Below are 17702 nucleotides of genomic sequence, written 5' to 3'. Positions count from 1 at the left end.
GAGTGTATTGCAAAATGTCGCAAGCTAATATACCTAATATTACACCTGAAATTACAGTAACTCGTGATGATGCAGTAAATCTAATATTAGCTTCTATTGCAATGCAGGAGCTAGGTCTTAGCCATATTCTTAGCGCAGAAGCAGAAAAAATTCAGTATGCATTGGGAACGTTGTCTGGTGGAGGGGTTACGCCTGCACCGACATTTGAGGAAATTATAACATTGAATTGTAATGTGAAGGAAATGCTAGAAGAGGTTACGAAGACAGAATTTATTCTCCAAAATAAGATGGATTCACTCAAAAAATTTGTCTCTCCGGGTAGGGGAGCAACTGGACCAACAGGGCCAACGGGTTCAATCGGCCCTACTGGACCGGGTGCAGGTGCGACAGGCGCAACGGGTCTTGCTGGACCCCCAGGTCCTGCCGGACCCACGGGTCCATATGGTGAAGGTTCAACAGGTCCAGCAGGACCCGCAGGTGTCGCCGGACCCACAGGCCCGGCAGGAATTGCAGGACCCACGGGACCATATGGCATAGGTGGCACAGGCCCCGCAGGGCCGCAAGGTGTTGCAGGACCTCAAGGTGTTGCAGGACCTCAAGGTGTCGCAGGACCTCAAGGTCCACAAGGCCCATATGGTGTAGGCCCAGCGGGTCCTCCGGGTCCTCCAGGACCTTATGGTGTAGGTCCAGCGGGTCCTCCGGGTCCTCCAGGACCTCCAGGACCTTATGGTGTAGGTCCAACGGGTCCTCCGGGTCCTCCAGGACCTTATGGTGTAGGTCCAGCAGGCCCTCCGGGCCCTCCAGGACCCCGAGGGCGAACGGTGTATGTCAGAGCTAGAGGGCGGAGAAAAGGAGTAACTTGTCAAAGCCGATCGATGGTCCATACTGTTATCTGCGATCATAAATTCAGGTGTGATGTCGAGAAGATCACCAAAGCCCTCCGTAAAAGGGGTATTCGTATATCGAAGAAAACGGTAGCACGTATTATCAAAACACTAGCAGCGAAAAAATGTAAAGTTTCAAAAAAATACAAAGCACCTTATAGATGCGAAAAAAAGGTAATCTGTAAGAAGAGATGCAAGATCAATATTGTGTAGTACATTAAGTTTCTTCTAGAACATTATAAAAAAAGAATTAACTGTTGGCCATTAATAACGATAATCTAGCAGGTTCCGCAGTATGGGAACCTGCTTATTACTGTTTTCCACAGTAGTGTATAAGGGGTTATATAAGTCTGTTTCGTTAGCCTTTCTACTTATATAAATAGGTGTATCGCTCAGTCCCCTTTAATTCTGTAATACATACATTATGTTATTAAGCTGAAGGAGGAGAGTTAATTGTCACAAGCAAATATTCCAAATATCACTCCGTCCATATCATTGACCAGAGACGATGCAATCAACCTGATATTGACCTCTATTGCGATGGAGGAGTTAGGGCTTGCTCATATTATTAACGCAGAGGGAGAGAAGATTCAATACGTACTTGGTACTCTACCTGGCATCTCCTCACCAGTCGCAACACTAAGTGATGTATTGAACATGAATAATAGTGTTAGAGAAACACTTCGCGAAATAGGAAAAAAAGAATGGATTCTTACGAATAAGTTGGAAATGGTATTGCGAGCTATTCAAGAGTAGATAACTATAGTAGTAAAAGCATTCATTGATAGTGGACATGATTAAAATATAAATCTAGCATGAGTTGCTTTTTCTAGTCCATATTAATCAAGTATTCAGGAAAACACCTACTCTATTATGAGAAAAAGCACAAACAACAGAACTATCGTTTTCATATGATAGAGCATTCCATAAGTAGAAGAGTTGTCAATATGTCACAATCGAATATTCCTAATATTACTCCTAGCATTTCAGTAACGCGTGAGGAAGCAATAACGTTGTTACTGTCATCCATAGCGATGGAGGAATTAGGACTGAGTCACATTATTAATGCAGAGGGGGAGAAGCTACAATATGTTCTTGGGACATTACCTGGTATTACTGGCCCTGGAGCAACGATAGCAGATCTTTTGAATGTAAATGAAAGTGTACGTGAAACACTTAGAGAAACTGTTAAAAAAGAATGGATCTTGACGAATAAGTTAGAAGCTATTCTATCTGCTCCTACCTTGTTGGGACCAACAGGACCAACAGGAGCGACTGGCCCTTCTGGAGGGCCAACAGGCGCTACAGGCACCACAGGACCAACTGGTCCAACAGGGCCAACAGGTCCTACGGGTGAATTTGAGACGGGAGGATTCTTATTTAATGTTGTAGATCCAGAAGGAACAACTGTTCCAGTGAATTTTGCAGATAGTTTAATCTTTGCATCCAACACACTCGCGATTGGAGTAACATCAGGATCTGCAATCGTACAGATTGAGACTATTGGTTCACCAACAGGCGATACCGGAGCAACAGGTGAAACTGGAGCAACAGGAGCAATAGGTGAAACTGGAGCAACAGGAGCAACAGGTGAAACTGGAGCAACAGGAGCAACAGGAGCAACAGGTGAAACTGGAGCAACAGGAGCAACAGGTGAAACTGGAGCAACAGGAGCAACAGGGGCAACTGGCGATACTGGAGCAACGGGAGCAACTGGTGATACCGGAGCAACAGGGGCAACTGGCGAAACCGGAGCAACGGGAGCAACAGGCGAAACCGGAGCAACGGGAGCAACAGGCGAAACCGGAGCAACAGGAGCCACAGGTGAAACCGGAGCAACAGGGGCCACAGGTGAAACCGGAGCAACAGGAGCCACAGGTGAAACCGGAGCAACAGGGGCAACAGGCGATACCGGAGCAACGGGAGCAACTGGTGATACCGGAGCAACTGGTGATACCGGTGCAACAGGTGAAACTGGCGAAACCGGAGCAACAGGGGCAACTGGCGAAACCGGAGCAACCGGAGTGACAGGTGAAACCGGAGCAACAGGAGCAACTGGAGCAACTGGTGATACCGGAGCAACAGGTGAGACTGGAGCAACAGGGGCCACAGGTGAAACCGGAGCAACAGGAGCCACAGGTGAAACCGGAGCAACAGGGGCAACAGGCGATACCGGAGCAACGGGAGCAACTGGTGATACCGGAGCAACGGGAGCAACTGGTGATACCGGAGCAACTGGTGAAACTGGCGAAACCGGAGCAACAGGGGCAACAGGGGCAACAGGTGAGACTGGAGCAACAGGGGCAACTGGCGAAACCGGAGCAACAGGAGCAACAGGCGATACCGGAGCAACCGGAGCAACTGGCGAAACCGGAGCAACGGGAGCAACTGGCGAAACCGGAGCAACAGGGGCAACTGGCGAAACCGGAGCAACAGGGGCCACAGGTGAGACTGGAGCAACGGGAGCTACTGGCGAAACCGGAGCAACAGGGGCAACTGGTGAAACCGGAGCAACAGGGGTAACTGGCGAAACAGGAGCAACTGGTGAAACTGGCGATACCGGAGCAACAGGAGCCACAGGTGAAACCGGAGCAACAGGAGCCACAGGTGAAACCGGAGCAACAGGAGCCACAGGTGAAACCGGAGCAACAGGGGCCACAGGTGAGACTGGAGCAACAGGGGTAACTGGCGAAACCGGAGCAACTGGTGAAACTGGCGATACCGGAGCAACAGGAGCAACTGGTGAAACCGGAGCAACGGGAGCAACTGGCGATACCGGAGCAACAGGAGCCACAGGTGAAACCGGAGCAACAGGAGCCACAGGCGATACCGGAGCAACAGGAGCCACAGGTGAAACAGGAGCAACGGGAGCGACTGGCGAAACCGGAGCAACCGGGGCAACAGGCGATACCGGAGCAACCGGGGCAACAGGTGAGACTGGAGCAACGGGAGCCACAGGTGAAACCGGAGAAGCGTTTACCGATGTGAATGCATTTGCTGCTAATACTTCTGGTGCAATAATTGCAGTTCTCCTTGGTGGTACTGATATTCCGCTTCCGGATGATCATATTTTAAACGGAATAACAATTAATGGAGCGAGTACTATCATCACAATCCCAACTGCCGGAACGTATATGATATCTTATCAAATCAACCTGACTGCAGCTTTAGCTGTAAACTCACAGCTTCTAATTAATGGCGTAGCGTTGACGCCTTCGATTGTCAATCCAGTCCTAAGCTTATCAAGCTTTAATAATACAGTTATAACGGTTCTAGGGGCAGGAACGACTGTGCAATTGCAATTATTCGGTCTATTAGGTGCGGCAACGCTACTTGGTGGCGGTGCAGGCGCGGCGTTGACAATTGTTCAAGTTTCATAATAAGAATTTCTTCTAAAGAGGATTTTCTCTACAGACTGTAAATAACCACTATGTAAAATATTAAAAAACGTATGTTCTGTGTATGAGAACATGCGTTTTTTTGTTCCTCGAGAATAGGATAAATCTTATGGTTTACTTAAAGACTCGAACCTCAAAGGTGGATGCAGGTAAACTGATGTCCCCCTGTCTAGGATTTGTGCAGTGAATGGGTATGCCACAATCATTCAGATCAGATGATCCATTGTTCTGAAAAAGGGCTCACTCTTCCCTCTATGGCTGTATAAACTGTAGTATGCATCGCTTCTTTCGCTTGGTTGTTCTGATTGGTGGGCAATCGCTACGTGCGGTTCAATGTGATGAACAGTTAGGTTAGCTGGATTAAGTAAGAGAAGAGTATGAGGGAACGCTGCAACTTTCATTCGATGATTCCAAGGTGATTGAGGCTTATATATGATTACAAACACATGTCACTTGTTAAGGAAGGACAGCAAGGAGGGGAAGCAAATAGAAATGGTGACTATAAGCTTATGTATGATCGTAAGGGATGAAGAAGCCACAATTGAGCGATGTTTAAAGTCTGTGGTAGGAATTGTGGATGAGATCAATATTATCGACACGGGATCTGTTGATCGAACTAAAGAAATCGTAGGAAAGTATACGGATCGTATTTTCGATTATGAATGGATTGATAACTTCGGTGATGCTCGCAACTACTCATTCTCGAAAGCAACGAAGGATTTTGTATTATGGTTGGATGCTGATGATGTCATTGAAGAAGCCGATCGCAAGAGGTTTAGTAAGCTTAAGCAAAAGTTAACTAATCAATATGATCGTGTGACGATGCCATACTTACTTTCTTTTGATACCAATGGGAAGCCGTCATCGAGCTTGCGTCGTAATCGTCTTGTACGTAGAGCATGCGGATTCCAATGGATTGGTCCGGTACATGAATACTTGAGTGTTTTCGGCCCATCTCTAGATAGTGATGTGTGCATTACGCATCGGAAGGAGAAGACCTATACAGATCGAAATTTACAGATCTATCAGCAAAGATTGGATGTTGGGGAAGAGTTCTCGACGCGTGATCTCTATTATTATGCGAACGAGTTAAAAGACCACCAAATGTACGACAAGGCAGTCATATTTTACGATAAAATGCTTCGAACAAAAGAGGGCTGGATCGAAGATAATATTCAAGCATGCCTGAAAATGGCAAATTGTTATAGTATGTTGGGCAATAAAGATGAGCAATTCATATCTCTAGCTAGAGTCTTATGTTATGAGAAACCACGTGCGGAGGTTTCCTGTGAATTCGGCAATTACTTCTTTGCAGAGAAGCAGTACGATACAGCAATTTACTGGTATGTACAGGCAACCCAGATTGAGAATGTTGCTAGGTTGGGTATAACCAATAGTTCTTCTTCAACTTGGTATCCTCATCTTCAACTATGTTTATGTTACGACCGTTTGAAGCAATATGACAAAGCATATGAACATAATGAGAAGGCAGCCGCATTTCATCCTACTCATCCTAGTATGATTTATAATCGCAAATACTTCAGAGATACTCATAAGATAGGAGATCCGTCATGACACACAAGACTAGCATCATTATTCTGACTCACAATCAATTACCCATTACCCAAATGTGTTTGTCCAGCATTCGATGTTATACAGATGAGCCTTATGAACTGATTGTTGTAGATAACGGATCAACAGATGCGACTGTGAGTTATTTAAAGAGTCAGGCAGATGTGAAATCTATATTCAATAATATCAATCTAGGCTTTGCCAAAGGCTGTAATCAGGGAATAGAAGTAGCGACTGGAGATACTATCCTCTTCTTAAATAATGATACAATCGTAACTCCGAACTGGCTAACGGCAATGTTGAGGGTGTTATATGGAGATGACGATATCGGGGCTGTCGGACCTGTTACGAATTATGCGAGTGGACAACAGAAGATTGCAGTTGGATATGATGATTTAACAGGATTAAATGCTTTTGCCCATGAACATGGGACACGTCATGCGGGGTACTCATTTGATGTTCGCAGGATTATCGGTTTTTGCATGTTGTTTAAACGCAAAATAATTGAAGAGGTTGGTGGATTCGACGAACGATATGGGCTGGGAAACTACGAGGACGATGATATGTGCCTGAGGGTATTGAATCGGGGGTATCGATTAAGAGTTGTTTACGACTCATATATTCATCATTTTGGACATATGACAACAAAAATATTACAGAATGCGAATCTTGGTGGTTTGCTTGTGATTAATCGGGAAAAGGCAAGGGAAAAGTGGGGTCAGGATATTCACTCGCTGATTTATAAAGATCCGGTAGCGATCACGCTTGTCCTTCCAATAGATGAGCATACCGTTGACCATGTAAAAGTCATACTTCCTCAGATTCAGCAGATGGCTGAAGAAATCATTGTGTTAGATAGGGGTGCAGATGCTAGTGTATTAGCAAAAGTACTGGAGTTAACGAGTAAGGTTGTAAAATCGGGAACGGATACTCCGGAAGTATGGTGGTCTCGTATTGTTACAGAATCAACGAAGAAGTTTCTATTCTGGATGAATCCTGCAGAGCATATGTCGGCTGATGAACGGAGAAAGTTATCAGGTATAAAGCTATCTCTTCATGATCAGGTGGATGCTGTCTCAATCCAATTACAGTTGGAGGGTGGTGAACCAACAACAGGAGGTGAGTCATCCATTGTTCGGCGGAATCGGATTGTTCGGCGGGACGCAGCATTTCAATGGGATGATTTGAATGATGAATTTCTACTTGAATCGGAGGGACATGTAGAATCTAGTGATATACTTATTACCTACTAATAAATATAAAGTGAAGATGTTTCATTGAGGGAAATTAATTTAATTATCAACTGAAAGGCGAACCCGCATCTTAAAGGTTCGCCTTTTTTGTTCGCTATGTTCGGCAAGATTCTCATATTCATTCCTACCTTAATCCCCATTTTCATACTGACGATGAACCCGCTCATTATTCGTGGCATATAAATGAAAGTATGAAGAATGAACTGGCCTAGGAGGACTAAATACATGACAGGATCAGCACGGGATATACGGGAACAAATATTGGAGTTAGCCGTTGAATATTATGCTACCAAGTGGCCAGAGAAACCTTATCGGCGTGGAGTAGATTATGTTCCGGTCAGTGGCAAAGTATTCGATAGTTCGGAAGTAGTGAATCTGCTTGATGCGTCACTTGATTTCACTTTAACGTCAGAACGTTACGGACGCAAATTCGAGCGAGAATTCGCCAAATTCATGCAGTGCAAATATGCGCTACTAACGAATTCGGGGTCAAGCGCCAATTTGCTTGCATTCTCCGCATTAACCTCTCCACAGCTTGGTGAACGTCGACTTCAGCCAGGAGACGAAGTGATCACTGTAGCGGCAGGATTTCCGACAACCGTTAATCCAATTTTGCAACATGGCATGATCCCTGTATTCCTTGATGTAGATATCCCTACTTATAATATCAACATTTCATTATTAGAAGAGGCTATAGGAGAGAAAACAAAGGCGATCATCATCGCACATACCCTCGGAAATCCATATCAAGTAGATGAAGTGAAACGAATAGCGGATAAGTATAATCTATGGCTAATTGAAGATTGTTGTGATGCTGTTGGAACGAAATATAAGGGGCAACAGGTTGGAACATTCGGTGATTTAGCCACTGTCAGCTTCTATCCTGCTCACCATATTACGATGGGTGAAGGAGGAGCCGTTCTAACAGCTTCGCCTAAACTTAAGAAAATCGTAGAATCGTTCCGGGATTGGGGTAGAGATTGCTGGTGTAATCCCGGGAAGGACAATACATGCGGGAAGCGGTTTGGTTGGCAACTAGGAGATCTCCCTTATGGATACGATCATAAATATACGTACAGTCATATTGGTTATAATCTCAAGGTTACTGATATGCAAGCAGCAGTTGGTGTTGCACAGTTACAGAAATTACCTGATTTTATTGCCAAGCGAAGGTCCAATTTTGATTACTTGAAGGAAGAGTTAAAGTTATTAGCGGATGTACTGATCTTACCGGAAGCCACTGCTGGCAGTGAACCTTCCTGGTTCGGGTTTCCCATTACAGTGAGGGCTCAGGCACCTCTTTCACGAAATGAACTTGTTCAAGAACTAGAAAAATTAAGGATTGGGACTCGCTTGTTATTTGCAGGTAATATTTTACGTCAGCCGGCATATAAAGACATTCCACATCGCATTGTTGGCACGTTGCAGAATACCGACCGAATCATGAATGATACGTTTTGGATAGGTTTATACCCAGGGCTAACGTTAGATATGCTTCAATACGTCGCTGATAGTATTCATCACCTGTTGAAGGGAAGGGTTCTTTCATGAAGGTTGTTATTCTGGCTGGAGGTTATGGAACGAGAATCAGTGAAGAGACCTATTTGAAGCCGAAGCCGATGATCGAGATAGGTGATAAACCACTGCTCTGGCATGTCATGAAAATCTACTCGCATTATGGATACCAGGATTTCATCATTTGTCTCGGTTACAAGGGGAATGTCATCAAAGAATACTTTGCACATTATTATTTGTATGGCTCTGATGTAACGATTGATTTCGGACATTCCAATACGAACGAAATCACTGTACACAATCGCTATCTGGATCCATGGAAGGTGACGTTAGTGGATACGGGACAAGATACGATGACGGGAGGGCGGATTAAACGCATACAGAAATATGTGGGTGATGAAGCTTTTATGCTGACATATGGAGACGGCTTATCGGATATCGATATAGGAGAACTTGTTAAATTCCATGATGCACATGGTAAGCAGGCAACCGTTACAGCTACACAGCCGACAGGACGGTTTGGAGCATTACAATTGACGGATAAGCAACAGGTGCTCGGATTTCAGGAGAAGCCACAAGGGGATGGAGGTTGGGTGAATGGAGGCTTCTTTATGCTCGAGCCAACGATCTTCAATCTAATCGAAAAGGATTGCACGGTGTGGGAACGAGAACCGCTTGAAGAGCTTGCTAAATCTGGTGAACTAATGGCCTTTAAACATCACGGATTCTGGCATCCAATGGACACTTTGCGTGATAAAAATTATTTAGAAGACCTGTGGAAATCGGGTAAAGGGTACTGGAATAAGGGCTAAGGGGTTGAGTGCGCTGAGTAATTCATTCTGGAATGGAAAAAGAGTGATGATTACGGGTCATACAGGATTTAAAGGAAGCTGGCTATGCTTATGGCTGCATGCACTGGGGGCGCAAATAACTGGATATGGATTGAATCCTAGGAATTCCCCTAGTTTGTTCGAGTCAGCACGTATTCAGGATATTTGTCGTTCCGTTACTGCTGATATTCGAGATTATGACTCATTACTCCGTACGATCAATGAGGTGAAGCCAGAGATTATTATTCATATGGCTGCGCAGCCACTTGTTCGCTATTCTTATACCCATCCTGTTGAAACGTATGAGGTAAATACTCTTGGAACAGTCTATCTCCTTGAAGCAATACGAACTGCTACAATAAGCGGAATAAACATCCATGCAGTACTCAATGTGACTACAGATAAATGCTATGAGAATCAAGAATGGGCATGGGGTTACCGCGAGAATGATCCATTAGGAGGATATGATCCTTATTCCAATAGTAAAGCCTGTTCAGAGTTGGTAACTTCTGCTTTTCGTAAAAGTTATTTTCACCCTACCAACTACGATGTGCATGGTATCAGTATTGCTACGGCAAGAGCTGGTAATGTCATTGGTGGTGGAGATTGGTCAGTGGACCGAATCGTTCCGGACTGTATTCGTGCTTTATTATCTGGTAATAGATTACCCATCCGCTATCCTGCGGCGATCCGACCCTGGCAGCATGTACTTGATCCTTTGCAAGGCTACATGTTACTTATTCAGAGGATGGTGGAGCAAGGAGAGAAGTATGCTGATGCATGGAACTTTGGACCAAGTGAAGACAGTGTTCGGAATGTGAATTGGTTAGTCAAGACATTAGGAGCGTTATGGGGCGAACCTGACTTTTATGATATCCAGAGTGGAACTACTCTCCATGAGACTTCTACACTTAGGCTTGATAGTGCAAGAGCCAAGCAGGATATAGGATGGCAGCCTAAATGGGACGTGGATCAGGCGATCACTGGAACAGTAGAATGGTATAAGGCTTATCAGAGACAAGAAGATATGAGGAATGTAACCTTAGATCAGATCAATGCTTATATGTTAAAGGATGCCTAGGGGATATGAACGGAGGGTTTCAATTGAAATTGTCTGATTACGTCATTAATTTTATTAGTAAGCAAGGCGTGCATCATATCTTCGAGATGACTGGAGGAGCAATCGTTCATCTACTTGACTCGACGATCGAGCAACAGGATATATCATGTGTGTCTGTTCATCATGAGCAGGCAGCTGCATTTGCTGCGGAAGGCTATAGCCGGATTAACGGTAAGCTGGGAGTAGCGATGGGGACGAGCGGGCCAGGAGCGCTTAATTTGATTACTGGTATCGGCAGCTGTTATTTTGATTCGATTCCCTGTTTATTCATTACAGGACAGGTTAATACGTACGAATATAAGTTTGATAAGCCAGTGAGGCAGATTGGATTTCAAGAAACAGATATTGTAAGTATCGTCACACCCATTACGAAGACGGCAGTGATGATTACGGATGCCGGTCAAATTCGATATCAATTGGAGCGAGCAGTATTCATCGCCCAACATGGTCGCCCTGGACCTGTCCTACTTGATATTCCGATGAACATTCAGCGAGCTCAGATTGAACCCGATCTGCTGGAAAGCTTCTTTGATAGTGAAGAATATCGTGGATATTCTAATTTCAATATAGATTGTCAGATTGAGGAGATTGAAGAGGTCATTACTTTGTTAGAGAAAGCGGAACGACCGATTGTTCTTGTTGGGGGAGGAGTAAGGGCGGCTGATGCGGTCAAGGAACTTAGGGATTTCATTGAGTTAACTGGTATTCCGGTCGTGAGTTCATTGATGGGCTTAGATGTGCTTCCAGCGGGACATTCTTCGAATATGGGACTGATCGGGTCGTATGGTAATCGTTATAGCAATCTTGCCTTAGCGAACTGTGATGTATTGCTTGTATTAGGTTCTCGACTAGATACCCGGCAGACGGGGACAAGACCACAGACATTTGCCCGCGGAGCGAAGAAAATTCATGTGGATATAGAAGCCGTGGAGTTGAATGCAAAGGTACAGGTCGATCTGGCCATTCATGCGGATGTGAAACAATTCCTATTTGATATTACCAAAGCTTTATTTGGAAGAAAGTTACCTGATTACGAACCATGGGCAGCGATGATTCGTGATCATAAGGTGAAATATCCAAGTGGTGATTCAATAGTTAATCACAATGTGATTGATCCCAACCAGTTTATAGAATTATTGTCTTCACGGTGCGCTGAAGGGGATGTGATCGTACTGGATGTCGGTCAACATCAGATGTGGGCGAGCCAATCATTCCAATTGCTCGAGGATCAGCGTTTGCTGAACGCAGGAGGGATGGGAGCCATGGGATTTGCGCTACCTGCAGCTATCGGTGCCGCAATGGCAGCACCGAATGCCAGAATCATTGTTATTGCTGGAGATGGGGGTATACAGCTTAATATTCAAGAATTGCATACCATTGAACAGAATCATCTTAATATTAAAGTGTTCGTGATGAATAACAGAAATCTTGGTATGGTTCGGCAATTTCAGGATATGTACTTCGACGGTCGCCAGCAATCTACCGTGGAAGGATACGGATGTCCTGATTTGGTCAAGGTAGCAGAAGCTTACGGTATTCCAGGAACTAGAATAGCCAATATGTCTGAAGCTACGGAGAAGATTGATCTGGCACTGCGCAGTAAAGGAAGTTATTTCGTAGAAGTAATGCTTGCTATAAATACGAATGTGAATCCGAAGTTAGTCGTAAATAGACCTATTGAAGACATGTCGCCTTTACTTACGAGGGAACAATTAAGAAAGGTAATGTTGATCGATATGCTTGATGAGTTAGAAGGGGGATAACGATGGGATGGATAGGCATGGAGACGGCAGCGCTCTTTAACCGATTTGGCTTGAATAGTCATGTTGAGGAAGGAGGCCAATCGATTAATCCGGCTGGAATAGCGATTGGGACCAATGTTTATATACGCTCAAGATATTGGTTTAATGTGATTGATCCACATATCGGCGATATGCCAAAGATTATTATCGGTGATGGTTGTCAATGCAATCTAGGACTTATTCTATCAGCAGTCAATCGGATAGAGTTGGAGACTAACGTGCTTATTGGACCCAATGTCTATATTTCTGATACGGATCATCAATATCGGGAAGTGGGAGTCCCAGTTCTATCCCAAGGCATCACGACACGATCGGATCAAGTGATAATTGGCGAAGGAGCATGGATCGGCGCGAACGCGGTGATTGTAGGAAATGTTAGAATCGGCAGGGGGAGTGTGGTCTCGGCGAATTCTGTAGTCGTCCGCAATGTACCTGATTATTGCGTCGTTGGAGGAGCGCCTGCGAAAGTTCTTAAGGTATATCAACCAGCAACGAATGAATGGGTAAGAACTAATACCCAACAAGAGGTAGAACAACTACTTAAGCAAAGAAAAGAAGAACCCTTGCTCTCCATCTGTATTCCTACCTATAACCGATCTACGGATCTGGAGAAATGTCTGACCTCCATCTATTCACAGATCGGCAATTGCGATCTATTCGAGGTATGTATATCAGATAATGCATCCGATGATTCGACTCCATCAGTCGTTGAACGATTTCGTATAAAGTATAACAATTTGAAATATCAACGAAATGCAACGAATATCGGAGCCGACCGTAACATTCAGCATGTACTTGGACAGGGCAGAGGGAAATTCCTCAAGCTTCAGGGTGACGATGATTTTTTTATGGAGAATACACTTATTCCTTTGTTACATGTGCTGTATAAACATCATGACTGTGCAGTGTTCCACATTGATCTGCTAAAAGGAGGTTATTGGGTCGATACTGGAGAAGGGCTTGCAGAATATCTTAAGGGCTCATCCATATCGGGTACCTTTATTTCATCCATGATCTTACAGCGTGATGCTTGGCTCGCACTTGAGGATAAGTCGAAATATATAGATTCTTCGTTTAATCAGCTCTATTGGCAGTATGCAATACTCGCACAACAGCCGAAGTTCTGCATTATTCATCGCTCGATGTTCACCTATGCTGGTAACGATCCGATTGGTTATAATTTTGGGCGTGTATTTATAGAGAGTTATCAAAAAATTCTACAGAGTTTCATCGATAATGGATTAACGGAAGCAGATATAAGAGAAAATAAGAAGAATGTACTCTATAGTTTTATTATTCCTTGGTATGCACGTTTCGTTACGACTGGTCAGAATGATAGAGTCGAGGGATTCGAACAGTATTTTACAGAATATTATGGCGAGGAAAAGTATTACGAGGAAGCGCTACAACAGTTGAGAGCTATTACTTAAATGATGATCTATCTCGTTATTATAACTTAAAAGAGGTTTCTCTTAAGTTCTATATAGACTATGAGGAGCCTCCTTCTGCTTTCTGCTTGATAAGATGTAATGCAGGTCAATAATCTAGTCTACATTTCATCAGCGATACCTAGCAGAGCAATACCGAGAATCACAACAATAATAACGGCGTACTGCAGCTTACTGAGCTTCTCTTTGAGGAATATTCGGGAGAGTATCACCGAGAATATACTGTATGAAGCAATGAGTGGTGCTGCGATAATAGCGTTACTAGACATAGCGAATACATAAAAGAACTGTCCGGCTGTTTCTAGAATAGCGGCCAATCCTTTGTCTCGTTCTTTGAATACGTTGAATTTTTCTTTTCTTATGAATTTGAGGTAAATAAATGACAATACGGCACATATGAAAAAGGTAAACTCATAAGCAAGAAGTGCTCCATCTTCACTGATCAGTTTCATCTCATCTAAATAGATTGCATCAGCAAAAGTTCCAAGTCCGTCGATTAAGCTATACAGAATCGGGAAGATGATGGCGATAAAGCCAATTTGGTACTTCTTATCAATCAGTGTTGAATTTGCTCGTAGAGCATTGTTCTCAGCTTTCTTTTCTAATATAGCAATCCCAATCACACCTAAAGTGATGATGACTATACCCAATATTTCAAGCATACCCAGCTCGTGGGTGAAAAATATGAATAATAGTATTGCTGTTATGGCTCCAGATGAATTTTGCACGGGAGATGCAATCGAAAGTTCAAGATATCTCAACCCGATATATCCGATGGTCATTGACAAAATGTAAAGAGCGGAAACAGGGAAATATCGAACTAAGTCCATTGGATCAAATGTTATTCCTGTGATGAGCATATAAGCTATGCCATGAATCCCCATGACTAAACCAACGATAATGACGATCTTAATATGGCTGAATCTATCGCTGCTATCTGAACCTTTCTTGTAAAATAGGTCAGCTCCGCCCCAAGCGAAAGCTGTTATTAATGCAAATACAAACCACATGATCATTTCTCCTTTCACAAACCGACGTAAAGTATAACTTAAATTGTCAGTATGCCACAATGACAAAGCTTATAGAGATTAAGGGAAGTATAAAATTTACTGATTACGATTGGTGCCATGGTAAATGGCTATTGTCCAAATCGAACTGTTTACAGGATCAGACTTTGTCGATACAATGAATTTGTGTAAGCGCTATCCATAAATTGATATAGGAACTAAGGAGGCAAATCATGAGTAAACAACGAGTTATCGTCACCGGAGGTAGCGGGTTAGCAGGGAAATGGATATTGAAGCATTTTGTAGAACAGAATTATGAAGTGATTAATCTAGATATGAAAGTCCCTGATGAATCTATTTGTCGGACGATCATAACAGATCTAACGGATTTGGGACAAGTTCATAATGCGCTCTCTCAATATGGTAGTGGGCACCGACAAGAGGTAGCAGGGATCGTGCATTTCGCAGCCATTCCACAAGCCTATACTCATCCTAATGAAGTGTGCTATCGAAATAATGTAATGAGTACATATAACATCTTGGAAGCTGCAGCTAATCTTAATATAGGTAAAGTAGTTATTGCATCAAGCGAGTCTTCATATGGTATCTGCTTTGCCAATGAATTCTTTGAACCTAAATATATCCCTATGGATGAAGATCACCCTCAACTGCCAGAAGATAGTTATGGATTGTCTAAGATCGTGAATGAGGTCGCCGCAGAAGCATTTAATCGCCGAACTGGTATGCAGGTAGTAAGCTTCCGTCTCGGTAATATTCTTGTACCGGAACGATATGCAGAAGTGAAGGCACGGTTTGATCAGCCAGAGGATCGACTTCGTATTCTATGGAGTTACATTGATGCGAGAGATGTCGCCTCCGCTTGTCGTCTGGCGATTGAGATAGATGGACTTGGAGCGATCGCTTTAAATCTTGCTGCAGATGATTCTTCTTCAGATCAACCTACGCTAGATTTAGTTAAGCGGTATTTGCCAGGGGTGACTGATATTCGTGATTCACTTGAAGGAAGAGCCACACTGTTATCAAGTGCAAAAGCAAAGAAAATGTTAGGATGGCAAGCACAATATAAGATTATGGAACAGTAATTTCACTCAAGGAATATAAAGAAGTTAGAGTATTATCTCTAGCTTCTTTTTTTGGCTTATATATAATATAAATAACATAATATTTGGATAGTTAGAGATTATTTCGGATTTCTATTGTAGAATAATGATGTATTATTGAATGCGCTTACAAAACTAATAAACATGCATACTTTTCCTAGTGATTTAAAGGAGGAACATGATGAAAAGAGTTCTTATTATCGATGATGAACCCTATGTTCTTGAAGGATTACGATGGATGGTGGATTGGTCAAAGTATGGGTTCGAGCTATGTGGTGAAGCGATGGATGGAGAAGAAGGTTATGAACTCCTGCATAGTTTGAAGCCTGATTTGGTCATAACGGATATTGATATGCCATGCATGAACGGCTTATCACTGATTCAAAAGACGATGAAGGAATGCATAATTATCCCCAAATTTGTGATTTTGAGCGCTCATATTAAATTCGATTATGTACAGACGGCAATTCGTTATAAGGTATCTCACTATATTCAGAAGCCCATTATGGCAGATGAAGTGGAAGAGGTTCTACATAAGGTTCAACAAGATATGGAATTGGAACGTAAACAGCTACTTCTTGATCAGGAAATTAAACAGAGGGCATTTACCGCTACGATTTCCCAATGGGTTCGTGGAGAATCTTTGAATGAAATGCCTTCTCATGTCCCTGATTGGCTTGGATTTAAGAAAACTCCCTCCTTTAGAATTCTATTGTTAGAATTAGAGAGTGACAAGCATGACGTACTCAGAAATATGCCTAAATCGGTGATGGAACAGATCGGACAGCAATGCATCATAGAAATAACCTCTTGGTGTAAATGTTCATTGTTCCATGAACCAGATGGTCGGATGGGTGTCTTGTTGGTTGAAGGACCAACGATCCGCAGAACGGTGATAAGTCATCTATCTAAATTAGCTTCATATGTGAAATCCTCATTTCAACTAGACATTTCGTTCTACATAAGTGGTCAGGGGTATGGACTAACAGAATTACACGAATTATACCAGCAGGCATTGCAAGCTAAGATGATTAGATTAACAGCGAGTAAAGCGGGGGTCTTCTTCTTTACTACCCAAACGAAAGATAGGCTGTTTAATGATACTTTGAATAAGCGTATAGACAAGCTAATAAGTATAGTGAAAGAGGGGCAGTTGGTCGAGCTATCAGAGCAGATTCATTTGATTTTTGAAGATTTTAATACTATGGGAGCCAATTATCAGGATATTGTGAATGTTATGGTGATCATCCGATCTCAGTTAATGAATCTAATGCTGCAATGGAATGCTGTAGAGAATATTAGCGATCGAGTATCTTTGATTACCGAGGATGTCCCTATTTATATTACGCAATTGAAGAGAGAACTTATTGAAATATGTACCGAAATTGCCTCTATGCTAGATGTATTGAAGAAAGAGAAGTCAGAGCTTGATCCGATGTATGAAATTATCGAGTATGTGAAATTGAATTATAGTCATAAACTGCAGCTTCAAACACTTGCCCAACAATTCAAATTGAATGTGGTGATCCTTGGTCAATGTTTCAAGAAATATAATGGTATGTCTTTTAACGCCTACATCCATTATTTAAGAATCGAAGAAGCGAAGAGGTTACTACGTCGGACGGATTTAAAGATAGAACATATTGCAAAGAAAGTTGGTTACTCAAATCCGGAATATTTTGTGGAGAAATTCAAAGTTCTAACGGATTGTATCCCGTCAATGTATAAGAAAAATAATGGTTGAGTCTATCA

General features: G+C 43.0%; 13 protein-coding genes. 12 read left to right on the top strand and 1 reads right to left on the bottom strand.

The window, feature by feature from the left end; translation table 11 throughout:
- Nucleotides 1-14 precede the first annotated feature (14 nt).
- From LPB68_RS23700 to LPB68_RS08420, 10 genes are all read left to right on the top strand, one after another.
- The gene (locus LPB68_RS23700; protein WP_068661316.1) at nucleotides 15-1097 is read left to right on the top strand and encodes a helix-turn-helix domain-containing protein; all 1083 of its coding nucleotides are present in this window, start codon (nucleotides 15-17) and stop codon (nucleotides 1095-1097) included.
- Between the two features lie 240 nt (nucleotides 1098-1337).
- On the top strand, nucleotides 1338-1640 hold the full coding sequence (locus LPB68_RS08460) for an alpha-helical endospore appendage domain-containing protein (RefSeq protein WP_068661315.1): 303 nt from the start codon (nucleotides 1338-1340) through the stop codon (nucleotides 1638-1640).
- Between the two features lie 191 nt (nucleotides 1641-1831).
- Entirely contained in the window at nucleotides 1832-4264 is a 2433-nt protein-coding gene (locus tag LPB68_RS08455) for a BclA C-terminal domain-containing protein (RefSeq protein ID WP_071193207.1), read from the top strand.
- A gap of 510 nt (nucleotides 4265-4774) precedes the next feature.
- A complete protein-coding gene (locus LPB68_RS08450) occupies nucleotides 4775-5857 on the top strand; it encodes a tetratricopeptide repeat-containing glycosyltransferase family 2 protein (protein ID WP_068654548.1) in 1083 nt (360 codons plus the stop codon).
- A complete protein-coding gene (locus tag LPB68_RS08445; protein WP_068654546.1) occupies nucleotides 5854-7107 on the top strand; it encodes a glycosyltransferase family 2 protein in 1254 nt (417 codons plus the stop codon). Before LPB68_RS08450 ends, LPB68_RS08445 begins: the two co-directional genes overlap by 4 nt.
- A gap of 225 nt (nucleotides 7108-7332) precedes the next feature.
- Nucleotides 7333-8658: a lipopolysaccharide biosynthesis protein RfbH gene (rfbH, locus tag LPB68_RS08440; RefSeq protein ID WP_068654544.1), complete on the top strand. Its 1326-nt coding sequence runs from the start codon at nucleotides 7333-7335 to the stop codon at nucleotides 8656-8658.
- Nucleotides 8655-9434: a glucose-1-phosphate cytidylyltransferase gene (rfbF, locus tag LPB68_RS08435; protein WP_068654542.1), complete on the top strand. Its 780-nt coding sequence runs from the start codon at nucleotides 8655-8657 to the stop codon at nucleotides 9432-9434. The genes rfbH and rfbF overlap by 4 nt, the downstream gene beginning before the upstream one ends.
- A gap of 4 nt (nucleotides 9435-9438) precedes the next feature.
- Nucleotides 9439-10533: a CDP-glucose 4,6-dehydratase gene (gene rfbG / locus LPB68_RS08430; protein WP_257786628.1), complete on the top strand. Its 1095-nt coding sequence runs from the start codon at nucleotides 9439-9441 to the stop codon at nucleotides 10531-10533.
- A 5-nt stretch (nucleotides 10534-10538) separates the two neighbouring features.
- Nucleotides 10539-12335 (top strand): thiamine pyrophosphate-binding protein, encoded by a 1797-nt coding sequence (locus LPB68_RS08425; protein ID WP_232510127.1) that lies wholly within the window; start codon nucleotides 10539-10541, stop codon nucleotides 12333-12335.
- Nucleotides 12336-12337: 2 nt separating this feature from the next.
- Complete coding sequence (locus tag LPB68_RS08420; protein ID WP_068654539.1) at nucleotides 12338-13804, top strand: glycosyltransferase; 1467 nt, start codon at nucleotides 12338-12340, stop codon at nucleotides 13802-13804.
- 119 nt (nucleotides 13805-13923) lie between these two features.
- Here the strand turns inward: LPB68_RS08420 and LPB68_RS08415 are convergent, their stop codons facing one another.
- Nucleotides 13924-14832, bottom strand: a complete 909-nt coding sequence (locus tag LPB68_RS08415) for an EamA family transporter (protein WP_068654537.1) — start codon at nucleotides 14830-14832, stop codon at nucleotides 13924-13926.
- A 230-nt stretch (nucleotides 14833-15062) separates the two neighbouring features.
- Here LPB68_RS08415 and LPB68_RS08410 point away from each other — a divergent pair, with 230 nt between their 5' ends.
- A complete protein-coding gene (locus LPB68_RS08410) occupies nucleotides 15063-15932 on the top strand; it encodes an NAD-dependent epimerase/dehydratase family protein (protein ID WP_068654535.1) in 870 nt (289 codons plus the stop codon).
- 196 nt (nucleotides 15933-16128) lie between these two features.
- Nucleotides 16129-17694 (top strand): response regulator, encoded by a 1566-nt coding sequence (locus LPB68_RS08405; RefSeq protein ID WP_082865537.1) that lies wholly within the window; start codon nucleotides 16129-16131, stop codon nucleotides 17692-17694.
- Nucleotides 17695-17702 lie beyond the last annotated feature (8 nt).

It is taken from the genome of Paenibacillus crassostreae, assembly GCF_001857945.1.
Classification (GTDB): Bacteria; Bacillota; Bacilli; order Paenibacillales; family Paenibacillaceae; genus Paenibacillus_AQ; species Paenibacillus_AQ crassostreae.
Note: the sequence above shows the minus strand (reverse complement) of the source record. Positions and strands in the feature narration are given on the sequence as shown.

Excerpts from the sequence above, each read along its gene's own strand:
- LPB68_RS08420 (WP_068654539.1), top strand. The coding sequence starts at position 12,338 with ATGGGATGGATAGGCATGGAGACGGCAGCGCTCTTTAACCGATTTGGC.
- LPB68_RS08415 (WP_068654537.1), bottom strand. The coding sequence starts at position 14,832 with ATGTGGTTTGTATTTGCATTAATAACAGCTTTCGCTTGGGGCGGAGCT.
- LPB68_RS23700 (WP_068661316.1), top strand. The coding sequence starts at position 15 with ATGTCGCAAGCTAATATACCTAATATTACACCTGAAATTACAGTAACT.
- LPB68_RS08425 (WP_232510127.1), top strand. The coding sequence starts at position 10,539 with ATGAACGGAGGGTTTCAATTGAAATTGTCTGATTACGTCATTAATTTT.
- LPB68_RS08405 (WP_082865537.1), top strand. The coding sequence starts at position 16,129 with ATGATGAAAAGAGTTCTTATTATCGATGATGAACCCTATGTTCTTGAA.
- rfbF (WP_068654542.1), top strand. The coding sequence starts at position 8,655 with ATGAAGGTTGTTATTCTGGCTGGAGGTTATGGAACGAGAATCAGTGAA.
- rfbH (WP_068654544.1), top strand. The coding sequence starts at position 7,333 with ATGACAGGATCAGCACGGGATATACGGGAACAAATATTGGAGTTAGCC.
- LPB68_RS08410 (WP_068654535.1), top strand. The coding sequence starts at position 15,063 with ATGAGTAAACAACGAGTTATCGTCACCGGAGGTAGCGGGTTAGCAGGG.
- LPB68_RS08455 (WP_071193207.1), top strand. The coding sequence starts at position 1,832 with ATGTCACAATCGAATATTCCTAATATTACTCCTAGCATTTCAGTAACG.
- LPB68_RS08445 (WP_068654546.1), top strand. The coding sequence starts at position 5,854 with ATGACACACAAGACTAGCATCATTATTCTGACTCACAATCAATTACCC.
- LPB68_RS08450 (WP_068654548.1), top strand. The coding sequence starts at position 4,775 with ATGGTGACTATAAGCTTATGTATGATCGTAAGGGATGAAGAAGCCACA.